The organism is Pseudoxanthomonas sp. LjRoot125, from assembly GCF_964252705.1.
Taxonomy (GTDB): domain Bacteria; phylum Pseudomonadota; class Gammaproteobacteria; order Xanthomonadales; family Xanthomonadaceae; genus Pseudoxanthomonas_A.
The window spans coordinates 1,499,336-1,512,902 of sequence record NZ_CAXUOY020000001.1 but is presented as its reverse complement, the minus strand read 5'-3'; the positions used below and the strand labels follow the sequence as shown (position 1 = coordinate 1,512,902).

Sequence of the window (13,567 nt, the reverse complement as noted above, 5' to 3'; positions counted from 1 at the left end):
ACGTTGCAACCCCACTCTTCGCGGCCGAGCGTTGTTCCGTTCACAGCCCTCAGGAGGTGGATCATGGTTCGCGCACTACCCCACGGTTCCGACAACCGCATCGATTTCGGTCGTATTGCCGCCTTCGCCGCCGCCATCGCGGTCCACGCGGTCGCCCTCCTGATGTTGCTCGCCCCCATGGCCGCGCCGCAGTTGCAGGCCGTGGCAGATCCCAAACCCGTGGTCCGGTGGATCGAGAAAGATCCGCCCCCGCCCGAGGTCGTCGAGATCAAGGAGCAGCAGATCGTCAAACGCGTCGAGCCGAAGCCGATGGTCACGCCGACGCCCACCACGATCGCACCGGTCGTCGATACACCCGTGATCGTCGAGGGCGGCAACCTGCCCGCCGTCGAGCATGCCGTGGTCGATTCCGGCGACATCAGCGGCCCCGTTGTCACCGGCCCACTGCCCTCGGCGACGCTGGAATACGTCCGTGCCACCTCACCGCGCTACCCGATCAACGAACTGCGCAACGGCGTGCAGGGCACGGTGATGCTGCGCGTGCTGGTCGATGTCGATGGCTCGCCGGTCAGCGTGACGGTCGAGACCAGCAGCGGCAACCGCAACCTGGACAAGGCGGCGCTCCAGCACGTGCTGAAGTCCTGGCGTTTCAAGCCCGCCATGCAGAACGGGCAGGCGGTGCAAGCTTACGGCCTGGTGCCGATCGCCTTCAGCCTTCAGTGATGCGTCGCCTGTGAAAGAAGAAAGCCCGCCGGAAGGCGGGCTTTCTGTTTGCGCCGATGGATTCAGGCGCGGTGGTAAGGATGGTTGGCGAGCATGGCGGCCGCGCGATATACCTGTTCGGCCACCACCAGCCGTACCAGCATGTGCGGCAGCGTCAGCGGACTGAGCGACCACTTTTCGTGTGCCGCGGCGACCACATCGGGCGCATGGCCCTCCGGTCCACCGATCAGCAACGCGATGTCGCGCCCCAGCGTGCGCCAGTGTTCCAGCCGCTGCGCGAGCTGTTCCGACGAATAAGGTTTACCGGTGACTTCCAGCGCGACGATGTGGGCGTTCTTCGGCAGCGCCGCGAGCACGCGCTTGCCTTCGTCCTCGATCGCGCGTTGCGGATCTCGGCCTTTGCCGCGCAGTCCCGGCTCGATTTCGACGAGCTCGAACGGCAGCCAGTGCGACAACCGCTTCTGGTATTCGGCGAAGCCCTGGGCGACCCAGCTGGGCGCGCGCTCGCCGGTGGCGATGAGACGGCATTTCATGGTGTCATCATAGCGGGCGCCGGAAACGACGAAGGCGCCCTCGGGCGCCTTCGCGACGACGTTCGGACGCATCGCTCAAAGACGCGATTCGCCGGCGGTCTCGATGTCTTCCGGTGGCTGGTCGCCGACCGTCCACAGGCGTTCCAGCGCGTAGAACTCGCGCACGCGGGGCAGCATGACGTGGACGATGACGTCGCCCAGGTCCACGAGCACCCATTCGGCCTCGCGCTCGCCCTCCACGCCCAGCGGCATGACATCCAGCTTCTTGGCGAACTTCACCACTTCGTCGGCGATCGACTTCACGTGGCGCGTCGACGTGCCGGAGGCGATGACGAGGTAGTCGGCGACGCTGGACTTGCCGCGCACGTCGATTTCGACGACATCCTTGGCTTTCAGCTCCTGGACCGCGGCATGCACCGTGGCGAGCAGGTCCGGCAGGGCCGGGGGCGGGCTGGGCAGGCGGGTCTTGATGACGTGGGCTTGGCTGGACAAAGGCTTGGTGGCTCCGGAGGTACGGACGGGATTATAGCGGACCCGGCGTGGCGGCCCCTTCCAGGTAAAGCCTTTCGTCGGCGATGGCCTCCGCCACGCGCTCGGGGACCAGGTGCCGCCAGGCGTCCCCCGCCGCGATCCGGCGGCGGATCTCGGTAGCCGACTCCGGCTGCAGCGGATGGCTCAACCGATACAGCAGGCCGGATGGCCTGCTGCCCAACGCTTCTGGCGAGGACGTCCAACGCGATGAAAGCGCAGCGCTGAGTTCGGGGGGCAGACCGTCGTCCAATGGGCTTCCCGGCCGGTCGGCCACGACGAAGTGCGCCAGTTCGAACAATGACCGCCATTCCCGCCAGGCCGGCAAGCCCAGCAGGCTGTCCGCCCCGATCAACAGGGCCAGCGGCACCGCGTCGCCCTGTTCGGCACGCAGTTCGTGCAGCGTATCGACGGTGTAGGAGCGGGCCTCCGGCATGCGTTCGGCTCTGAAAAGCTCACGCCGGTCCACGCAGAGGCCGGGTTCGTCTTCCACCGCAAGGTCGAGCAGGCGCGCTCGCTGCTGCGCGCTTGCACCCGGCGGCGCGCGATGCGGCGGGTCCGCGGCAGGCATCAGGCGTACCGGTACCTGCAATTCGTCGCGCGCGGCGCGCGCGATGGCCAGGTGTCCGTTATGGATGGGGTCGAACGTGCCACCGTAGAAGAGCTGCAGCATCCGGCGCGCCCGTCAGGCCACCAACAACCGCACGGCCTTGGCCTCGGCAATGGCCAGCAGCAAGCGCTCCAGCGCCACCCAGGCATCGCCCTCGCCGCGCCCTTTCGCGGTGCGATCGATCTTCGAGGCCTCGGCGACGAAACGGTCCCAGCGCGCGGGCGAGGCATGCCGCTGCAGCGCGCGCTTGAACGGCGCCTGTTTCGCTTCCCAGATGCCCTGCGCCTTCATCTCGGCGGCGAGATTGCCTCCAGCGGCCTGCACGCGCGCCAGCGCAGCGGTACGGAGCAGCTCCTTGACGATCATCGGCATCAGGCCGGCGACCACATCGCCTTCGGCACGCAGGCCGTCGAGGATGCGCGAGACCTGTGCGCCCTGGCCTGCGAGGACGGCATCGGTCAGGCGGAATACGTCGTAGCGCGCGGCGTTGGCGACCAGCGCCTCCATGCGGTCGGCATCGAGTGTCTGTCCGTCGCTGAGCAACGCGAGCTTGTCGATCTCCTGCGCGGCGGCGAGCAGGTTGCCTTCGACGCGTTCGGCCAGCAACTGCACGGCATCGCGTTCGGCGCGAAGACCCTTGCTACGCAAGCGGCTCTCGATCCAGCCCGGCAATTCATGCGGTTTGATCGCCCATGCAACGGCGATCACGCCGACCCGCGCGATGGCATCGCTCCACTTGCCCTGGTAGGCCTTGCCCCATTCGCCGGCAGTGATCAGCAGCACCACATCCGGCGGCGGATTGGCGCAGAACGCGGAGATGACCTCGCCGCCCTCCTTGCCCGGTTTTCCACCCGGCAGGCGCACTTCCACCAGTCGCCGCGCACTGAACAGGCTGGGCGCGTTGAAACTGGCGTCCAATTGGCCCCAGTCGAAATCGCGGCCGTCGGCATCGAACACCTCACGCTCGCCGATGCCCTGCGCGCGCGCCTGCGCGCGCACCGCGTCGGCGGCTTCGAGCACACGCAGGATCTCGGGGCCCGCGATCAGGTAGACCGGATGCAACGGCTCGGACGCGCCACGCGCGGCCAGCTGTTCCGGCTTGAGCTCCATCAGGGCGCCGTGTTTACCGGGCCGGAACGCACCACGCCATCGACGCGCCGCAGGATGGACGCCGCCATCTCGCGGCGCAGCTCTTCGGCCAACACTTCACGCTCGGTGGTCGTTCCGGTCGCGTCCTGCGGCGGCGAGACGTAGTCGCGCGACAGTTCCACCACCTGCTGCGGCACCAGATCGGTTCCGTCCGCCCTGGTGAAGGCGAATACGACCGCATAGCGCAGGCTGAATTCCTGTGCGCGGCCGAACTGGTCGACCGCGATCGGGAGGTCGCCCCACCGCTCGGACGTGATCCGCAGCGTGGCGACCTGTTCGCCGGCAGCAGGATCTTCGTCTTCGCCGACTGGCGCCGCGAGCGTCGCGCCGGCGGCCTGCAGGCCGCGCGAGAGGCTGGTGGCCAGCGCGCTGTAGGAGGTCGATGCGCCCACCACCCTGACCGGCCCCAGATCGGCCGGCAGCGCGATCTGGTTGCGCAGGTGGAAGCCACAGCCGGCCAGCAGTAACAGGGCGGCGAGGAGCAACGGCAGGCGGAATCGGGTCATGGGCGAAGTCTGGACGAGGCCGTCATGGGCGGCAATAGCGTAGCCCGCCCGCAGGTGAACATGGAGGCAAGGCGCCGCCGGCGCCCATCCTCAGCCCGCGACGATATTGACGATCTTGCCCGGCACCACGATGACCTTGCGGATCGCCAGGCCGTCCAGGAACTTGGCCGTGTTCGGCTCGGCCTTGGCCAGCGACTCGATCAGGTCGCGCGGCGTATCCGCGGCCACGTCGATGGTGCCGCGCAGCTTGCCGTTGACCTGCACCGCCAGCGTCACCGTATCGCGCACCAGCGCATCGCTGTCGACCTGCGGGAACGGTTCATCCTCGATCAACGTCTCGGCATGGCCCAGCGCCTGCCACAACGCATGGCTGGCGTGCGGGGTGATCGGGTTGAGCAGCAGCACCGCCGACTCCAGCGCTTCCTGGCGTACGGCGCGGCCCTGTGGCGTCGCATCTTCGAACTTGCCCAGCGCGTTCGACAACTCCATCACCGCCGCGATGGCGGTGTTGAAGCTGTGGCGCTTGCCGTAGTCGTTGCCGACCTTGTCGATGGTCTCGTGGGTCTTGCGGCGCACCGCCTTCTGCTCGGCGGTCAGCGCGGCGGCGTCCACGGCGGGCGCAGCGCCATCGGCGGCGCGGCTTTCATCCGCGTGTCGCTGCACCTGCGTCCACAGGCGGCGCAGGAAGCGCGCCATGCCTTCCACGCCCGCCTCGTTCCACTCCAGCGACTGCTCGGGCGGTGCGGCGAACATCGAGAACAGGCGGACGGTATCCGCACCGAACTTGTCGACCATCGATTGCGGATCGACGCCGTTGTTCTTCGACTTCGACATCTTCTCGACCGCGCCGATCTTCACGGGCTGGCCGTCGGCCTTCAGCGTGGCACCGACCACGCGCGCTTTCTCGTCGCGCTGCACTTCCACGTCGATCGGGTTGATCCAATCCTTCGAACCATCGGCGTTGTCGCGGTAGAACGTCTCGGCGATCACCATGCCCTGCGTCAGCAGGTTCGTGGCCGGCTCGTCGCTGTCCACCAGCCGCGCGTCGCGCAGGAGCTTGTGGTAGAAGCGGAAGTACATCAGGTGCAGGATCGCGTGCTCGATACCGCCGATGTACTGGTCGACCGGCAGCCAGTAGTTGCCGCGCTTGTCGACCATGTCCTTCGCGCCGGGCGAGGTGTAGCGCGCGTAGTACCAGCTCGACTCCATGAAGGTGTCGAAAGTGTCGGTCTCGCGCTCGGCGGCGGCACCGCACTGCGGACACTTCGTCTTGCGCCATTCCGGGTCGGCCTTGATCGGCGACTTGACGCCGTCCAGGGTGACGTTTTCCGGCAGCACGACGGGCAGGTCCGAGTCCGGCACCGGCACCGCGCCGCAGGCGTCGCAGTAGATCACCGGGATCGGGCAGCCCCAGTAACGCTGGCGGCTGACGCCCCAGTCGCGCAGGCGGTAGTTCACCCGGCGCTGGCCCTGGCCCTTGCGCTCGAAGCGCTCGGCCAGCGCTTCGAAGGCACCGCGGTAGTCCAGGCCATCGAATTCGCCGGAATTGACCAGTTCCAGATCATCGCGGGTCTTGTCGCCGTACCAGTCGCGCCACGTGGTGGCGTCGTAGGTCTTCTCTTCGTCGTTTTTCGGCGCCTTCAGCGCGATCACCTGGCGGATCGGCAAGGCGTACTTGGTGGCGAATTCGAAATCGCGCTCGTCGTGTCCCGGCACGGCCATCACCGCGCCGGTGCCATAGCCCATCAGCACGAAGTTGGCGACCCACACCGGGATCCGGTCGCCGGTGACCGGATGCACGGCCACCAGGCCGGTATCCATGCCGCGCTTTTCCTGGGTCTCCAGTTCGGCTTCGGACACACCACCCTGCTTGAGTTCGGCCAGGAACGCGGCCAGCGTCGGATTCGACGCGGCGGCCTTCTGCGCCAGCGCGTGCTCGCCCGCAATCGACACGAACGTCACGCCCATCAACGTGTCAGGACGCGTGGTGAAGACGGTCAGCGGCTCGTGGCCGTCGACGGCGAACTGGATCTCCAGGCCTTCCGACCGGCCGATCCAGTTGCGCTGCATGGTCTTCACGGCATCGGGCCAGCCCGGCAGGTCATCCAGGCCGTCCAGCAGTTCCTGCGCGTAGTCGGTGATGCGCAGGAACCACTGCGGGATCTCGCGCTTCTCGACCACGGCGCCGCTGCGCCAGCCGCGGCCATCTATCACCTGCTCGTTGGCCAGCACGGTCTGGTCGACCGGATCCCAGTTCACCACCGAGTTCTTGCGGTAAGCCAGGCCCTTGCGCAGCAGGCGCGTGAACATGCGCTGCTCGTGCACGTAGTAGTCCGGCCGGCAGGTGGCGAACTCGCGCGACCAGTCGATCGCGTAGCCCAGCGATTTCAGCTGGCTGCGCATGTGGTCGATGTTGGCGTAGGTCCACTTGGCCGGCGCGGTCTTGTTCTTGATCGCGGCGTTCTCGGCCGGCAGGCCAAACGCGTCCCAGCCCATCGGCTGCAGCACGTTGTGGCCGGTCATGCGCTTGTAGCGGCTGATCACGTCGCCGATCGTGTAGTTGCGCACATGGCCCATGTGCAGCGCACCCGACGGATACGGCAGCATCGAGAGGCAGTAGTACTTCGGTTTGTCCGAACGCTCGTCGACCTCGAAGGCGCGCCGGGCCTCCCAGAAGGACTGGGCCTGGGACTCGACGGATTTCGGATCGTAGGAAACGGGTTCGGCGGCAGTGGACATGGCGGCGTGCGGAGACGGCTACGGCAAAGCCGCCAAGGGTACCGCAGCGCACCATGACCCGCCATGCCACCGGTTAGCATGACGGGGTCGAAACAGGGGATCCCAGATGAACAAAACCGTCCTTGCCCTCGCCATGGCCGCTTGCGGCCTGCCCGCCTGCATGACCGCGAGGGCTGCCGAACCGGCTGCGCCGGCGACGCTGGCCCTGCATTGCGAACGGGTGTTCGATGCCCGCAGCGGCAAGGTCCTGGGTGAGCACACCATCCTGGTCCGCGACGGCCGGATCGCCGAGGTCATCCCCGGCCGCGCCAAGCTGTCCGATGCCGAATCGATCGTCCTGGCGGATCACACCTGCACACCGGGCTGGACCGACCTGCACGTCCATCTGGACGGCGAATCCAGCCCGCAGAGCTATTCGGAGGGATTCCGCCTGGATCCGGTGGATTTCGCCTACCGGTCGGTGGGCTACGCCGAGAAGACGCTGATGGCCGGCTTCACCAGCGTGCGCGACCTGGGGGGCGAGGTGACGCTGCACCTGCGTGACGCCGTGAACCAGGGCACCGTGAAGGGCCCGCGCATCTTCGCCGCCGGCACCTCCATCGCCACCACCGGCGGCCACGCAGACCCCACCAACGGCTTCAACACCCATCTGGCGCACCTGATGGGCCCGCCGGGACCGACCGAAGGCGTCATCAACTCCATCGACGACGCCCGCCAGGCCGTGCGCCAGCGCTACAAGGACGGCAGCGACGTCATCAAGATCACCGCCACCGGCGGCGTCCTGAGCTACGCCAAGTCCGGCGACGCACCGCAGTTCACCGTCGAGGAAGTCAAGGCGATCGTCGACACCGCGCGCGACTACGGCTTCCGCGTCGCGGCGCACGCGCACGGCAAGGAAGGCATGAAGCGCGCCATCCTGGGTGGCGTGACCAGCATCGAGCACGGCACCTACATGGACGACGAGGTGATGCGGCTGATGAAGCAGCACGGCACCTGGTACGTGCCGACGATCTCGGCCGGCCGCTTTGTCGCCGAGAAGGCGAAGATCGATGGCTACTTCCCCGCCGTGGTGCGGCCGAAGGCCCAGCGCATCGGTGCACTGATCCAGGAAACCGCGGGCAACGCCTACCGCAACGGCGTGAAGATCGCGTTCGGCACGGACATGGGCGTGGGGCCGCACGGCGACAACGCGCGCGAGTTCGTCTACATGGTCGAGGCCGGCATGCCGGCCGCTTACGCCCTGCAGGCGGCGACGATCCGTGCGGCGGAGGTATTGGGCGTGGACGACCAGGGCGTGATCGAAGCCGGCAAGCGTGCGGACATCGTCGCCGTGCCGGGGAACCCGGTGGACGACATCAACGCCGTGCTGAAGGTCGACTTCGTGATGAAGGACGGCAAGGTCTATCGCCAGCCGCGCCTCGACGCTCCCGCCCGATGACGCGATGGCGAACGCGCCGCAGCGCGCCCTAGAGTGGAAAGGCCGGAATCAGGTCATGCTCGCGCTCCGGAGGCATTCACCTCCCGAAGCGCGACGCAACGCACAGCCAGCCGAGCCACGCGGCGTAACCCAACCGCTGCGCGATGCCCGCCGGCATCAGCGCAACCGCGATCAGCGCACTGAACAGCACGACCATCGCGGCGACCGCACTCGCCGTCACGGTGGGACGCCAACCACCCCGCCGCCGCATGCCGAAGGCGAACAGCATGGCGCCTGGCACGAACGCCACCCACCAAAGCAGCCACGCCGTCGCATGCAGGCTGCTGGCGTTGTTGTGCAGGTCGTCCGGGTCCAGAGGAAGCACGCCCAGGCTGATGAAACCCAAGGCGGACAACAGCAGGAACTGCGCACCCACGCGGGCCGGCCAGCCCGCGTCGGCAGGCAAGCGATGGCGCAGGTCCAGGGCCACGATGGCAGCGAGCACACCGGTGAGCACGAACCCGAGCAGATTGAAGCCGGGTGCGTGCGGCACGCCTTTCGCACCCAGTACCGCGACCGGGTGCCAGACCTGCGAATACCCGGACAACGCCAAGCCAAAACCGAGCACGGCGAAGGTAAAGACGCAGGCGGCAATCGCGCCGTTCCAGGGCAGCAGGCGGGAGAGAAAAGGCGACATGCGAAGGGCTACCAAGGCGGAAACAACGCGGGCAGGCCGTCGTGGCCTGCCCGCTCGGATGTCCATGTTAACGCCGCGGCTTCATTCCTTTTCCCAGCCGGTCCGGCCGCCCTGTGCGGTCGCCTGGTTGTCCTTCAGATAGTCCAGCGCGAGCGAGGCGCTGCGCACCAGCATGCTGTTGTCCGCCGCGCCGAAGGTCCAAGCGCCCGCCATGCCCTTCGCGTGCTGGTAGAACTCGGGCGTGGCGACGACCTGGCCGGTCGCCGCGTCGGTAAGCTTCATGGTCACCAGGATCCGCGAGCTGCCGGCGAGCGCGCCGGCCCAGAAACGCGCGCCGCCGCTGATGAAGCGGATCTTCTCGATGCGGGGTTCGACCACCAGCGTGCGGACCGGCGTATGCGTGGCCGCCGCTGCGTTGCGTTGGGCCACCCAGGCACCGACGCGTTCATCGAGGTTGCGCTGGAACGAGGCCAGCGCCTCCTGGTTGGCCTTGTGCCCGGCGTACGCGTCGGAGAGCGTGGCAGGCTTGAGCTCGTAGCGATCGAACGCGGCCAGTGCTTCCGCCGGGGGCGGATTCACCTCCGCCGATGCCTGGATTTCGTCCTTCGCCAGCGCTTGGCCGATCACGGCCCCCGCCAGCATCATGCCCAGCACAAAACGACGCACGCCCATCACAGCCTCCGGTCTGATCGATGATGCGGCCGATGCCGCCGCGCGACCTTAGCAGAGCCCCTGGTTGGCGCCCTATGCCATAGGTTGCCACCGGAAAACCTCCTCCACGCCCACGCCGAAAGCGCGGGCGATGCGGAAGGCCAGCTCGAGCGACGGCGCGTACCGACCTGCCTCCAGCGCGATGATGGTCTGGCGCGTCACTCCACAGGCATCGGCCAGCGCCTGCTGGGTCATTTCGCCATGTTCGAAACGCAGGCGACGGATGTCGTTGGCGATGGGGGTGCCGCTCATGCGGTGACGCGCCGGTCACGCCAGTACAGCACCGCCGTGGCGAAGTATTCGCACAGCCAGCCCCACATCAGCGCGAACACCAGCAGGTTCGCGATCATGAAATGCGTGGCCCACGCCAGACGGTCGGGCGGCGAGAACGCCAGCATCAGGGCCAGCCCGACGATGCAGGCGACCAGCGCGCCACGCCCCCAGCCCGCGGCCTGCTTTTCTATGTCGCGGTCGCGCTCGTCCTCCTGCACGCGTCCCTTCCAACGCGCGCCGAGCATGCCGGACAACACACTCCAGGCCACCAGCAACAGCACGAGATTGCGCCCCACCGCCGCAGCATCCGGGTTCTCCCGCCAAGGCGCGGCAGCGAAGACATCCGCGTGGACGAGGAAATAGCCCGTCGCCGCCAGCATGAACGCCACGCCGATCCATGCCCGCCATTCGCCTGGCGAGAGCCCGCGCTCCGCCTCGCCTTGGGGCATCCGGGAAATACCGTACAACGCCGCCCACGCCACCAGCACCAGCGTTGCGGTGCCGGCCTTGCCCAGGTCGAACCCCATCAGGGTCGATGGACCCGCCAGCAATGCCCAGAACGCGAGCAGCCCAAGCACGAGCAATCCGAACCACCTGCCCCGCTGCCATGCCATGACGTGTTCTCCACCAGACAATATGTAAATCAAACATTACATTTCAGCCAAAGAATGTCAAATGCTTTTTACATCTCCTTGTATCCTGCGGCCCGCGCCACCATGTGAACGCGACCCCCCGTAGCCACGAACCTGCCCGATGAGCGAGCTGCCCCACGTTTTCGACGCCACCACCGAGACCTTCGAGGACGAGGTCCTGCGCAAGTCGCTGGACGTACCGGTGCTGGTGGATTTCTGGGCCACCTGGTGCGGTCCGTGCAAGACCCTGGGGCCGATCCTCGAGAAGCTGGCCGGCGAGTACAACGGCGCCTTCGTGCTGGCTAAGGTCGATGTCGACAAGGAGCAGCAGATCGCGGCGGCGTTCCAGATCCGGTCCGTCCCGACCGTGTTCCTCGTCAAGGGCGGTCAGATCGTGGATGGCTTTCCCGGCGCCCTGCCGGAAGGCCAGTTGCGCGAATTCCTCGCGTCGCATGGCGTCGTGCCGGCCGAAGGCGCGCCCGCCGAAGAAGAACCGGCACCCCTGGATCCTCATGCCCAGGTCGCCGCGCTGCGGGAGGCCGTCAGTGCCGAGCCGGACAAGGACGAGCTCAAGCTGGACCTGGTCCTCGCACTGCTGAAGACCGGTGAAGCGCCCGAGGCCGAGCGCCTGCTGGACGCGTTGCCGGCCAATCTGGCCACCGACGATCGCGCCGTGAAGGCGCGCGCGCGACTGGGCTTCGCCGCGGCGCTGAAGGACGCGCCGCCGCTCGAAGCCCTGCGCACTGCCGTCCAGGCCAACCCGGACGACCTGCGCGCACGCCACCTGCTGGGCGTGCATGCGCTGGTCGCCGGCGATTCCGAACCGGCCCTCGAACACTTCCTCGAGATGCTGAAGCGGGATCGCGCCTACGAGGACGGACTTGCCCGCAAGAGCCTGATCGATGCGTTCCGGGTGATCGAAGACGACGCGCTCGTCAGCCAGTACCGCCGGAAGATGTCCTCCCTGCTGTTCTGATCACCGAAACCCTTCGTACCGACCCTTGCACGTGCAGTACCCATGAAGCCCTCTACCCTGCGGCACATCTTCAATGTTTGGCCGCCGTTCCTTCTCAGCGGCATCCATGTCACCGAAATGGCCCACGACTGGAGCTTCGCGCGCGTGGAGCTGCGCATGCGGCCTTGGAACCGCAACTACGTGGGCACCCATTTCGGCGGCAGCCTGTTCGCCATGACCGATCCGTTCTGGATGATCCTGGCCAAGGAGCGCCTGGGGCCGGACTACTACGTCTGGGACAAGGCCGCCGAGATCGAGTTCGTGAAACCCGGCAAGGGCACGCTGCACGCCGAATTCCGCCTGGACGAGCGCGTGCTGCAGGAGATCCGCGCCGAAGCGGCCAACGGTCAGAAGCACCTGCGCTGGATGCCCGCGGACGTCTTCAATGCCCAGAACGAAGTCGTCGCCCGGGTGCGCAAGCAGATCTACGTGCGCCTGAAGCCCGAGGCACGCACGACGACCGGTTGAGCCCCGGACGGCGTCACGGCGTTCCACGGATGGCGCTACAGCCCCAACCGTGCGGCGGCCTACAATAGGCCCATGCCCCCCGACCATCCGCAGCACCGCGCCTCGGTGCAGAAGCTCTTCATCACCGGCTTGCTCACCCTGTTGCCCATCTGGCTGACCTGGGTCGTCGTCAAGTTCGTTTTCGTCCTGCTTTCGGACATCAGCAAGCCGTGGGTGGAACCGCTGTCGCATCGGATCGCGGCCACGTTCCCGCAGTCGCTGGGCTGGTTCAACGGCCTATGGGTGCAAAACACCATCGCGATGGTCGCCACGCTGTTCGTGATCCTCGCGGTCGGCGCGCTCACGCGTCGCGTCGTCGGCCAACGGTTGCTGAGCTGGTTCGAGGCGCTGATCGCGCGGGTTCCCCTGGCGAACGTCATCTACACCAGCGCGCGCAAGCTGCTGGACATGCTCGAGACCAAGCCGGGCAGCACGCAGCGCGTGGTGCTGATCGACTTCCCGCACCGGGACATGAAATCGGTCGGCCTGGTGACGCGCGTGATTCGCGAGGAAGGCAGTGGCCGCGAACTGGCGGCGGTCTATGTTCCCACCACGCCGAATCCGACCTCCGGGTACCTGGAGATCGTGCCCGTCGAACTGCTCACGCCCACCGACTGGACCGTGGACCAGGCGATGAGCTTCATCATCTCCGGCGGCGCCGTGGCGCCGGAAACCATGCCCTTTACCCGCGCCGGGGAGCGCTGACCGATGAACGCACCGCGCACGCTGGATGATCGCGCGGTCCGCCTCTTCATCGTGCTGGCGGCGGTGTTCTGCGCCAACGCGGTGCTGGCCGAGTTCATCGGCGTCAAGATCTTCGCACTCGAAGACACGCTCGGCATCGCACCGCTGGAGTGGAACCTGTTCGGCCAGACGGGCTCGCTCAGCTTCACCGCCGGTACGCTGCTGTGGCCGTTCGTGTTCGTCCTGACGGACACCATCAACGAGTTCTTCGGCAAGCGCGGCGTGCGCTTCATCTCATGGCTGGCGGTAGCGTTGATCGTCTACGGCTTTTTGTTCGCCTTCGCTGCCATCGCACTGGCGCCGGCAGGGTGGTGGGTGGAAGCGGCGCAGGCGCAAGGCGTGCCGGATTACCAGAAGGCGTTCGCCGCGATCTTCGGGCAGGGCATGTGGACGATCGCCGGCTCGGTGGTGGCCTTCCTGGTCGGCCAACTGATCGACGTCTCGGTATTCCATCGCATCCGCGAGGCTACCGGCGAACGCTGGGTGTGGCTGCGCGCCACCGGCTCCACCGCGATCTCGCAGCTGGTGGACAGCTTCGTGGTGATCTACATCGCCTTCGTGCTGGGGCCGCAGAAGTGGCCCACATCGCTGTTCCTGGCGGTCAGCACGGTGAACTACGCCTACAAGATGCTCGCGGCCATCGCCCTGATCCCGCTGCTGTACCTGATGCGCCACGGCATCCGCCTCTACCTGGGACGCGAGCGCGAACAGGCGCTGCGCGACGAAGCTGCGGCAGACTGATCCTCTCGACCTGCACCAGGCTTCCTTCGCTCCATCACGGGG

16 protein-coding genes are annotated in these 13,567 nt (G+C 67.2%); 6 read left to right on the top strand and 10 right to left on the bottom strand.

Translation table 11 applies throughout. From position 1 onward, the window contains the following. The first annotated feature begins 63 nt into the window (after positions 1–63). Positions 64–723 carry an energy transducer TonB gene (locus ACSION_RS06925; RefSeq protein ID WP_435305406.1) on the top strand — a complete coding sequence of 220 codons (660 nt, stop codon included), beginning with the start codon at positions 64–66 and terminating at the stop codon, positions 721–723. 62 nt (positions 724–785) lie between these two features. Here ACSION_RS06925 and rlmH read toward each other — a convergent pair whose 3' ends face one another. The 6 genes from rlmH to leuS all read right to left on the bottom strand — a co-directional run bounded on the left by rlmH (position 786) and on the right by leuS (position 6,788). Beyond that, positions 786–1,256 (bottom strand): 23S rRNA (pseudouridine(1915)-N(3))-methyltransferase RlmH, encoded by a 471-nt coding sequence (gene rlmH, locus ACSION_RS06920; protein WP_056878290.1) that lies wholly within the window; start codon positions 1,254–1,256, stop codon positions 786–788. A 75-nt stretch (positions 1,257–1,331) separates the two neighbouring features. Continuing rightward, positions 1,332–1,748, bottom strand: a complete 417-nt coding sequence (gene rsfS, locus ACSION_RS06915; protein ID WP_435305405.1) for a ribosome silencing factor — start codon at positions 1,746–1,748, stop codon at positions 1,332–1,334. Positions 1,749–1,779: 31 nt separating this feature from the next. After that, positions 1,780–2,457 carry a nicotinate-nucleotide adenylyltransferase gene (nadD, locus tag ACSION_RS06910; protein WP_435305404.1) on the bottom strand — a complete coding sequence of 226 codons (678 nt, stop codon included), beginning with the start codon at positions 2,455–2,457 and terminating at the stop codon, positions 1,780–1,782. Positions 2,458–2,469: 12 nt separating this feature from the next. Further along, positions 2,470–3,504, bottom strand: coding sequence for a DNA polymerase III subunit delta (holA, locus tag ACSION_RS06905; RefSeq protein ID WP_435305403.1), 1,035 nt, complete (start codon positions 3,502–3,504; stop codon positions 2,470–2,472). Continuing rightward, positions 3,504–4,049 (bottom strand): LPS assembly lipoprotein LptE, encoded by a 546-nt coding sequence (gene lptE / locus ACSION_RS06900; protein WP_435305402.1) that lies wholly within the window; start codon positions 4,047–4,049, stop codon positions 3,504–3,506. Before lptE ends, holA begins: the two co-directional genes overlap by 1 nt. Positions 4,050–4,139: 90 nt before the next feature. Beyond that, positions 4,140–6,788 carry a leucine--tRNA ligase gene (gene leuS / locus ACSION_RS06895; protein WP_435305401.1) on the bottom strand — a complete coding sequence of 883 codons (2,649 nt, stop codon included), beginning with the start codon at positions 6,786–6,788 and terminating at the stop codon, positions 4,140–4,142. 106 nt (positions 6,789–6,894) lie between these two features. Here leuS and ACSION_RS06890 point away from each other — a divergent pair, with 106 nt between their 5' ends. Beyond that, the gene (locus ACSION_RS06890; protein WP_435305400.1) at positions 6,895–8,226 is read left to right on the top strand and encodes an amidohydrolase family protein; all 1,332 of its coding nucleotides are present in this window, start codon (positions 6,895–6,897) and stop codon (positions 8,224–8,226) included. A gap of 76 nt (positions 8,227–8,302) precedes the next feature. On the opposite strand, the gene ACSION_RS06885 is transcribed toward ACSION_RS06890, so the two are convergent. From ACSION_RS06885 to ACSION_RS06870, 4 genes are all read right to left on the bottom strand, one after another. After that, positions 8,303–8,902, bottom strand: coding sequence for a DUF998 domain-containing protein (locus ACSION_RS06885; RefSeq protein WP_435305399.1), 600 nt, complete (start codon positions 8,900–8,902; stop codon positions 8,303–8,305). Positions 8,903–8,983: 81 nt separating this feature from the next. Next, positions 8,984–9,574: a hypothetical protein gene (locus tag ACSION_RS06880; RefSeq protein WP_435305398.1), complete on the bottom strand. Its 591-nt coding sequence runs from the start codon at positions 9,572–9,574 to the stop codon at positions 8,984–8,986. A gap of 72 nt (positions 9,575–9,646) precedes the next feature. Continuing rightward, a complete protein-coding gene (locus tag ACSION_RS06875; protein WP_093490417.1) occupies positions 9,647–9,865 on the bottom strand; it encodes a helix-turn-helix transcriptional regulator in 219 nt (72 codons plus the stop codon). Beyond that, a complete protein-coding gene (locus ACSION_RS06870; protein ID WP_435305397.1) occupies positions 9,862–10,500 on the bottom strand; it encodes a hypothetical protein in 639 nt (212 codons plus the stop codon). The genes ACSION_RS06875 and ACSION_RS06870 overlap by 4 nt, the downstream gene beginning before the upstream one ends. A gap of 139 nt (positions 10,501–10,639) precedes the next feature. Between ACSION_RS06870 and trxA the strand changes: the two genes are divergently transcribed. The 4 genes from trxA (at position 10,640) to ACSION_RS06850 (ending at position 13,525) form a co-directional block, all read left to right on the top strand. Next, positions 10,640–11,494 (top strand): thioredoxin, encoded by an 855-nt coding sequence (trxA, locus tag ACSION_RS06865; RefSeq protein ID WP_435305396.1) that lies wholly within the window; start codon positions 10,640–10,642, stop codon positions 11,492–11,494. A gap of 42 nt (positions 11,495–11,536) precedes the next feature. Then, positions 11,537–12,001, top strand: a complete 465-nt coding sequence (locus ACSION_RS06860) for a DUF4442 domain-containing protein (protein ID WP_093490414.1) — start codon at positions 11,537–11,539, stop codon at positions 11,999–12,001. A 72-nt stretch (positions 12,002–12,073) separates the two neighbouring features. Continuing rightward, the gene (locus tag ACSION_RS06855) at positions 12,074–12,745 is read left to right on the top strand and encodes a DUF502 domain-containing protein (protein WP_093490413.1); all 672 of its coding nucleotides are present in this window, start codon (positions 12,074–12,076) and stop codon (positions 12,743–12,745) included. A gap of 3 nt (positions 12,746–12,748) precedes the next feature. Continuing rightward, positions 12,749–13,525, top strand: coding sequence for a queuosine precursor transporter (locus ACSION_RS06850; RefSeq protein ID WP_435305395.1), 777 nt, complete (start codon positions 12,749–12,751; stop codon positions 13,523–13,525). Positions 13,526–13,567 lie beyond the last annotated feature (42 nt).

What these genes read in the sequence shown, in the direction of transcription:
- ACSION_RS06925 (WP_435305406.1), top strand. Translation starts at nt 64, where the DNA reads ATGGTTCGCGCACTACCCCACGGTTCCGACAACCGCATCGATTTCGGT.
- rlmH (WP_056878290.1), bottom strand. Translation starts at nt 1,256, where the DNA reads ATGAAATGCCGTCTCATCGCCACCGGCGAGCGCGCGCCCAGCTGGGTC.
- nadD (WP_435305404.1), bottom strand. Translation starts at nt 2,457, where the DNA reads ATGCTGCAGCTCTTCTACGGTGGCACGTTCGACCCCATCCATAACGGA.
- holA (WP_435305403.1), bottom strand. Translation starts at nt 3,504, where the DNA reads ATGGAGCTCAAGCCGGAACAGCTGGCCGCGCGTGGCGCGTCCGAGCCG.
- lptE (WP_435305402.1), bottom strand. Translation starts at nt 4,049, where the DNA reads ATGACCCGATTCCGCCTGCCGTTGCTCCTCGCCGCCCTGTTACTGCTG.
- leuS (WP_435305401.1), bottom strand. Translation starts at nt 6,788, where the DNA reads ATGTCCACTGCCGCCGAACCCGTTTCCTACGATCCGAAATCCGTCGAG.
- ACSION_RS06890 (WP_435305400.1), top strand. Translation starts at nt 6,895, where the DNA reads ATGAACAAAACCGTCCTTGCCCTCGCCATGGCCGCTTGCGGCCTGCCC.
- ACSION_RS06885 (WP_435305399.1), bottom strand. Translation starts at nt 8,902, where the DNA reads ATGTCGCCTTTTCTCTCCCGCCTGCTGCCCTGGAACGGCGCGATTGCC.
- ACSION_RS06880 (WP_435305398.1), bottom strand. Translation starts at nt 9,574, where the DNA reads ATGGGCGTGCGTCGTTTTGTGCTGGGCATGATGCTGGCGGGGGCCGTG.
- ACSION_RS06875 (WP_093490417.1), bottom strand. Translation starts at nt 9,865, where the DNA reads ATGAGCGGCACCCCCATCGCCAACGACATCCGTCGCCTGCGTTTCGAA.
- ACSION_RS06870 (WP_435305397.1), bottom strand. Translation starts at nt 10,500, where the DNA reads ATGGCATGGCAGCGGGGCAGGTGGTTCGGATTGCTCGTGCTTGGGCTG.
- trxA (WP_435305396.1), top strand. Translation starts at nt 10,640, where the DNA reads ATGAGCGAGCTGCCCCACGTTTTCGACGCCACCACCGAGACCTTCGAG.
- ACSION_RS06860 (WP_093490414.1), top strand. Translation starts at nt 11,537, where the DNA reads ATGAAGCCCTCTACCCTGCGGCACATCTTCAATGTTTGGCCGCCGTTC.
- ACSION_RS06855 (WP_093490413.1), top strand. Translation starts at nt 12,074, where the DNA reads ATGCCCCCCGACCATCCGCAGCACCGCGCCTCGGTGCAGAAGCTCTTC.
- ACSION_RS06850 (WP_435305395.1), top strand. Translation starts at nt 12,749, where the DNA reads ATGAACGCACCGCGCACGCTGGATGATCGCGCGGTCCGCCTCTTCATC.